General features: G+C 41.9%; 5 protein-coding genes and 2 tRNA genes. 5 read left to right on the top strand and 2 right to left on the bottom strand.

Annotation, left to right across the window (positions count from 1 at the left end; translation table 11 throughout):
* The first annotated feature begins 143 nt into the window (after nt 1–143).
* From ACESMA_RS20950 to ACESMA_RS20960, 3 genes are all read left to right on the top strand, one after another.
* Nucleotides 144–1,517, top strand: coding sequence for a Gfo/Idh/MocA family protein (locus ACESMA_RS20950; RefSeq protein WP_372950833.1), 1,374 nt, complete (start codon nt 144–146; stop codon nt 1,515–1,517).
* A 108-nt stretch (nt 1,518–1,625) separates the two neighbouring features.
* Entirely contained in the window at nt 1,626–2,978 is a 1,353-nt protein-coding gene (locus tag ACESMA_RS20955) for a BNR-4 repeat-containing protein (RefSeq protein WP_372950834.1), read from the top strand.
* A gap of 101 nt (nt 2,979–3,079) precedes the next feature.
* Nucleotides 3,080–4,483, top strand: a complete 1,404-nt coding sequence (locus ACESMA_RS20960) for a putative oxidoreductase C-terminal domain-containing protein (RefSeq protein ID WP_372950835.1) — start codon at nt 3,080–3,082, stop codon at nt 4,481–4,483.
* Nucleotides 4,484–4,537: 54 nt separating this feature from the next.
* On the opposite strand, the gene ACESMA_RS20965 is transcribed toward ACESMA_RS20960, so the two are convergent.
* Together ACESMA_RS20965 and ACESMA_RS20970 are read right to left on the bottom strand one after the other, a co-directional pair.
* On the bottom strand, nt 4,538–5,203 hold the full coding sequence (locus tag ACESMA_RS20965; RefSeq protein WP_372950836.1) for an O-methyltransferase: 666 nt from the start codon (nt 5,201–5,203) through the stop codon (nt 4,538–4,540).
* Nucleotides 5,204–5,208: 5 nt separating this feature from the next.
* Nucleotides 5,209–6,438: a M16 family metallopeptidase gene (locus ACESMA_RS20970; RefSeq protein WP_372950837.1), complete on the bottom strand. Its 1,230-nt coding sequence runs from the start codon at nt 6,436–6,438 to the stop codon at nt 5,209–5,211.
* Nucleotides 6,439–6,642: 204 nt separating this feature from the next.
* Here ACESMA_RS20970 and ACESMA_RS20975 point away from each other — a divergent pair.
* Nucleotides 6,643–6,715 (top strand) — tRNA-Phe (locus tag ACESMA_RS20975).
* Between the two features lie 278 nt (nt 6,716–6,993).
* Nucleotides 6,994–7,067 (top strand) — tRNA-Ile (locus tag ACESMA_RS20980).
* Nucleotide 7,068 lies beyond the last annotated feature (1 nt).

Below are 7,068 nucleotides of genomic sequence, written 5' to 3' on the forward strand. Positions count from 1 at the left end.
TAAATTTTGTTTCAACCTGATGAATATGCTGATTTCTTTCAGGAACAAAATTTAATAAAAACAATTTGCTCTTGAACTTCGTGCTTCGTGCTTCGTGCTTCGTGCCCGAAAAGAAAATAAAGATTAATTAAATTATAATAAAAATGAAAAGAAGAAACTTTCTAAAAAACACAGCAGCCACGGCTGCCGGCGCCATGGTCATCCCAACCATTGTTCCCTCGTCGGTTTTTGGGAAAAACGCACCAAGTAACAAAATCAACATCGGCCAGATTGGTTGTGGAAGAATTGCCCGCGACCATGACATGCCCGGTGTTTGGCAATACGATATTGCCCGTTTGATGGCTGTTTCGGATGTGGACAGCAAGCGAATGGAAGATGGCAAAAAGCTGACAGAAGATTACTACAACAAAAAAACCGGAAACAACAATGCAGTGGATGTAAAAATGTACAGCGATTACAAAGAAATGTTGCTGAACAAAGACATCGATGCTGTTATCATCAGCACACCCGACCACTGGCACGCCCAGCCGGCCATGGAAGCAGCTCTGGCAGGAAAAGATATCTATCTGCAAAAACCCAACTCACTTACAGTTGAAGAAGGAAGGCTGATGAGTGACATCGTAAACCGGCAGGGTGTAATTCTGCAGATTGGCACCCAGCAGCGTTCTTCAGCACAATTCAGAAGGGCTGCCGAACTGGTTCGCAACGGAAGGATTGGTAAACTGCACACAGTTAAAATCGGGTTGCCCGGCGACCCGCCCGGACCTGTTTTCCCGGAAATGCCCGTTCCCAAAAACCTTAATTTCAGTATGTGGCTTGGTCCCACACCTGAAGTATCTTACACCGAAAAGCTGGTGCATCCGCAGGAAGATTACGGAAGACCCGGCTGGCTCAGGCATGAAAACTACGGCGCCGGAATGATTACCGGCTGGGGGCAACACCACTACGATTCGGCAGCCTGGGGAATGGATACAGAATACACAGGCCCAATCTCAGTGGAATCCATTGCCGAATTCCCAAAATCAGGAAGCTGGAATGTACATGGCGACTTTATGGTAAAACACGAATACGAAAACGGAATTACGGTTTTCACCAGCGGCGGTTATCCAAACGGTATTCGCTACGAAGGAACCGACGGCTGGATTTTTGTAACCCGTGGGCCTTACCGTGCAACTGAAAGCGATCCTATTCCCGAAGGAAGCACTAAAGCACTCGATGCGAGCGATCCCGAAATCCTGAAATCGAAAATCGGGGAAAATGAAATCCATCTTTATGTAAGTGAAGAGCAACACGGTAACTGGCTCGACTGCATCCAGTCGCGCAAACAACCCATTTCACCCGTTGAAATTGGACACCGTGCCTGCACTGTTTGCCTCATCAGCCACATTGCCATGAAAGTTCCGGGCATTTTACAATGGAATCCGAAAGCGGAAAAATTTATAAACAACGACCTGGCAAATTCCATGCTGAGTCGGCCACAAAGGTATCCTTACGGAACCAATTATGTGAAGTGGTAAATCAACTTCTATTTCATGAAATAAACCCAACAGCCCGGAATTATATATTGAGTTCCTGGTTTGTTGGGTTTTCTTTTTAAATTTCGACCACTAACGTAAGGTACAATAATGAACAAATCAATAATTCTTGTCGCTTGTTTACTGATTATTGCCGGATTAAAAATCTTCGGACAAGCAAACACTTTTCCCAACGGGCAAACCAAAACCCCAAATTCTGAGATAATCCAAACGTTTTCGGATGACGGAGCCTGGTGCTGGTTTTCCGATCCGCGTGCTATTTATTACGGCGAAAACCTGATTATTACAGGTTGGGTTAAAAAAGATGGTTCGGTTGAAGTGGCTTCGCTTGACCTGAACTCGGGTGAAAAAAAGTTCAACACTATTTATCCGCAACTCGAAATTGATGACCACGATAATCCTGCCTTCACAGTTTTTCCCGATGGAAATGTATTTACCATGTTTGCCTGGCATTCCACCAAAAAAGGGGTGATATCCAATCAAACTTCAAATGGTTCCGATGTGCAATCTTTTGGCGAAAATGTAATTTATCTTCCCAAAACAGAAGAACTCCTGGAAAAATTTCCACGCGAAACTTACACTTATGCAAATCCCTATGTTTTAAAAGAAGAAAACAACAAACTATTTGTTTTTGGCCGTTGGATAGGATTTAAACCTAACATGATTATTTCCGCTGATAACGGCCAAACATGGAACGAGCAGTATGTGATAATTAGCAGCGAACCATTTAACCCCAACAACAGGCCTTACGTAAAATATTATTCCGACGGCAAATCAAAAATACACATGGTTTTTACGGACGGGCATCCGGAAGTGGAACCCCAAAATTCAGTTTATTATTGCTACTACGAAAACGGCTCTTTTTGGCGGGCCGATGGAACAAAAATTTGTTCTCTTGAACAATTACCTTTCTCACCACGGGACGCTTCACTGGTTTACAAACCGTCAGAAAATTCAGGACGAGCATGGATTGCAGACATTGTTGTAATAAATAATGTTCCGTATATTTTGTATTCCAGACACCCCGAAAAAACCGATCACCGCTACCATTACGCACACTTCAATGTGGAAGAAAACAATTGGGAAAATTATGAAATTTGCAAAGCCGGAAAATGGTTTCCTCAAACTCAACCCGAAAAAGAAGAACGCGAATCGTATTACATGGGAAATATGACGCTTCATCCTGAAAGTCCAAACTTAGTTTACCTTTCGCGTGAGGTAAATGGCATTTTCGAAATTGAAAAACACGAAACTGCAGATGGTGGCAGCACATGGGCAATTACCTCAATTACAAATAATTCAGATTACGATAATGTGCGGCCGTATGTTCCGCGCTATTTACCAGAAAACGCCAAAACCGTTGTGCTTTGGATGGAAAATAAAAAATACATTCATTACACCGATTACGATACAAGTATCAAATATTTCATTGATAACGAATAGTTCAATTGAATAAATCAAAATTCAGAGCCATAAAATTCAATTAAAATTATAAATTTGCATACTGTGTGCGTTAACGGAAAAAACTTAAAAATTACCAAATAATGAGAAGAATATCATTTTTTATGCTGGTTTTCACTGTTCTGCTTTGGGCATGTACGGGTGGAGGCCAGAAGTCAGAAACCCAGGAATCAAAAACTATGTTTACAGGAGCTAAAGGAGAAGTAAAACTGATGACCCTCGACCCCGGCCATTTTCATGCTGCACTCGTGCAAAAAACCATGTTCGATCAGGTTGATCCTGTGGTGCATATTTATGCGCCGGAAGGACCCGAACTGCAGGCACACCTGAACCTGATTGAAAGTTTTAACAATCGTGCAGATAATCCTACTTCGTGGAAAACCGAAATTTACACAGGCCCGGATTTCTTCGAAAAAATGCTGGCCGAAAAACCAGGGAACGTGATGGTTACTGCCGGAAACAATGCAAAAAAAACAGAATATATTCTGGAAACGGTGGAAGCCGGAATCAATGTTTTGGCTGACAAACCCATGGTAATTACTCCTGAAGAATTTCCCATGCTGGAACAGGCGTTTAAAGTGGCCGAAGAAAAAGGGGTCATGTTATACGATATTATGACCGAACGCTACGAAATTACTACCATGATTCAGCGCGAACTGTCGATGATTCCTGAAGTTTTTGGCACCCTGCAAGTGGGAACTGAGGAAGAACCGGCTATTACCAAAGAAAGTGTACACCACTTTTTCAAATATGTGTCGGGAAATCCGCTGGTACGTCCGGCCTGGTTTTTCGATGTGGAACAACAAGGCGAAGGAATTGTGGATGTGACCACGCACCTGGTTGACCTCATTCAGTGGGAAGCGTTTCCTGAAGTAACATTAAAAAAGGAGGATGTTGAAATTGTTTCGGCCACCCGCTGGACCACCGACCTCACACCTGAAATGTTCAAAAAAAGTACCCAACTTGATGAATACCCGGATTACCTTCAGAAAGATGTGGAAGACGGAACTTTAAAAGTTTACAGCAACGGCGAAATCAATTACAAGCTGAAAGGCATCCATGCCAAAGCATCGGTAATCTGGAATTTTGAGGCGCCCGAAGGAACCGGCGACACGCACTATTCAATAATGCGTGGAACAAAATGTAACCTTACCATAAAACAGGGCGAAGAAGAAGGCTATAAACCCCAGCTTTATATTCAACCACTTCCCGATGTGGATTTGAAAGAATTTGCCGGATATCTTTACAATGCTGTACAGGATTTATCTTCAAAATATCCGGGACTTGAGTTGAAAAAACTGGATGAAAACCTTTGGATGACTAACATTCCGGAAAAATTTAAAGTAGGTCACGAAGCACATTTCGGCCAGGTTGCCGAAAAATACCTGGGGTTTCTTGCCCAGGGAAAAATGCCTGAGTGGGAAGTGCCTAATATGATTGTAAAATATTACACCACCACCGAAGGACTGAAGGCTGCAATGAAATAAAACTTTGAGCACAAGAATAAGAATCAGAATAAAGCTGTTCGGAATGGGCAGCTTTTATTTTTTTCGGATAATAGTAATTCCGTCACGCAAAGGCAAAATGACTTTTTCCACGCGGGAATCGTTTTTTATCATTTCATTAAAGGCTATAATTCCAAGGGTCTGGTGGTCATCCGGTGCTGGTTTTTCCAATACTTTGCCGCTCCAAAGCGTGTTGTCGGCTATTATGCAGCCGCCTTTACGCACATTATCAAAAATAAGGTTGTAATACTCCACATATTCACTTTTATCGGCATCCAGGAATACAAGGTCGAATGTTTCTGAAAGCGACGGAATAATTTCAAGTGCCGGGCCAATTAATTGAATGATTTTTTGTTTTAAACCAGCTTTTACAAAGTATTTCTGTGCCAAATCTTCCAACTCGTCGTCCAGTTCAATGGTTATGAGTTTTCCGTTTTCCGGCAATCCTTTGGCCAGACAAATGGCTGAATAGCCGGTAAATGTTCCAATCTCCAGAATTCGTTCAGGCTGAATCATTTTAGAAAACAAAGTAAGCACTTGCCCCTGCAAATGACCTGACAACATTCGGGCGCCAAGCACTTTCATGTGCGTTTCGCGATCAAGCTCTTGTAAAACCGGGTCCTCAGAACCGATATGTTCCAAAATGTACCTTTCTATGTCCCTTTCTTTTTTCACTTCTTTTTGCTTCTGAAAATTAAGCATTCAACTTATTTATAAACCAGCCTGCTCATCTGGCTTTCGTTAAGCACCTCGTTGGCCACTTCCAGCAAATCGAGCGGTGTAATGGCTTCAATTTTTCTAAAAATGGTTTGAATTGTATCAACCTTATTAAAAAGAAGGTAACTTTTCCCGATGGTTAGCATTAAATCCTCCCGGTTTTCGGTGGAAATAGCAATTTGGCCCATCAACTGTTTTTGTGCTTTGCTTAATTGAAGCACACCAAGCTTTTTCTCGCGCAACAGTTTAAATTCTTTTAAAACAAGTCCAATTGCCTTTTCAAGGTTTTCATGGTCAGTACCAAAATAAACATTAAACAAACCCGTGTCGGTATATGCAGTGTAACCCGATTCAATATTGTAAGCCATTCCCTTACGTTCGCGCAGAGCCATGTTCAGCCGCGAGTTCATGGCCTGGCCACCAATGATATTGTTCAGTAAAACCATTGCAATTCGTCTGGGGTGCATCACATCAAATGCAAGGTTTCCTATCATACAGTGCGACTGAAATGTGTCTTTTTCAACCAGAAGATTACCAGGAATGTAATTATCGAATATTTTGCGACTATTCTGCCGAAGCTTGGTTTCAGCCTGTCCAAAATATTTTTCAGTGAGTTTGATTAACGTTCCAAAATCAATTTTCCCAACCGAAGAAATAACCATTTGGTCGGTATGGTAGTTATTGCCGATAAACCGCAAAATGGATTCCCGGTTAAAAGAGATCAGGTTCACCGGATTCCCAAGAATGTTTCGTGCGATTGGATGGCCGTCGTAAATCAGTTCTTCAAACTCATCAAAAATCAATTCCGAAGGTGAATCTTTATATGAATTGATTTCTTCGAGAACCACCTCTTTTTCGCGTTTTAATTCCTTTTCAGGATATGTACTGTTAAACAAAATGTCACTAAGCATTTCGGCAGTACGCTCGTAAAACTCTGCTAAAAAAGTACTGTAAAGCGTGGTTTCTTCCTTCGTGGTGTAGGCATTCAATTCCCCGCCCACATCTTCAATACGGCTTAAAATATGAAACGCTTTTCGTTTTTTTGTCCCTTTAAAAACCGAATGTTCAATGAAATGTGCCAAACCGTGTTCATCAGGTTCTTCGTCGCGCGAGCCGGTATTGATAAGGATACCCAAATGTCCTACCGGTGAATCAGCATATTTGTGAATCAGCCGGATACCATTTGGCAATGTATATATCAGAAAATCAGTTTCAACCATTAAAAAAATTATAAGGCTGCAAAAGTAGTAAAAGAAAGGCGCAACTCAAACAAACAAAACTTCCCTTAATTTTTTTTGTGAGGATTGACTTTGATTTGAAATTTCTTTGTGAATTTAAAAAAATGCTTACTTTTGCAACACCAAAATAAAGGGGTGCCGTTGCTCATCCCAATTGCTATAGGGAGGTAGAGCAACAAACCGAAAGGTGCCATAGCTCAGTTGGTAGAGCAACGGACTGAAAATCCGTGTGTCCCTGGTTCGATTCCAGGTGGCACCACAAAAAAGAGGAAAGACAAAGGTTTTTCCTCTTTTTTATTTCATTTTCTGCTTGTGTATTTTCGTACAAAGTTGTAAACTTGCACTCCGAAATTCGCAGCTTGATGTTTTGTTGCACCACATTGAACTTTAAACATTAAACTCGAAACTTTTCGGGCCTATATCCGCCGGTAGTCGGACAGGGCTCAGTTTCCGCCAGCGGGCGGATGACTCATAATCAGGGAATCTATAAAACAACCTGATAATTTGAAATAGAATATCCTTTATAACAGATATTTCGGGCCTATAGCTCAGTTGGTTAGAGCACCTGACTCATAATCAGGGGGTCCCTGGTTCAAGCCCAGGTGGGCCCAC

The organism is Mariniphaga sp. (assembly GCF_041687215.1).
Taxonomy (GTDB): Bacteria; Bacteroidota; Bacteroidia; order Bacteroidales; family Prolixibacteraceae; genus Mariniphaga.

Coding starts and splice junctions, on each gene's coding strand:
- ACESMA_RS20950 (WP_372950833.1), top strand. CDS start 144: ATGAAAAGAAGAAACTTTCTAAAAAACACAGCAGCCACGGCTGCCGGC.
- ACESMA_RS20955 (WP_372950834.1), top strand. CDS start 1,626: ATGAACAAATCAATAATTCTTGTCGCTTGTTTACTGATTATTGCCGGA.
- ACESMA_RS20960 (WP_372950835.1), top strand. CDS start 3,080: ATGAGAAGAATATCATTTTTTATGCTGGTTTTCACTGTTCTGCTTTGG.
- ACESMA_RS20965 (WP_372950836.1), bottom strand. CDS start 5,203: ATGCTTAATTTTCAGAAGCAAAAAGAAGTGAAAAAAGAAAGGGACATA.
- ACESMA_RS20970 (WP_372950837.1), bottom strand. CDS start 6,438: ATGGTTGAAACTGATTTTCTGATATATACATTGCCAAATGGTATCCGG.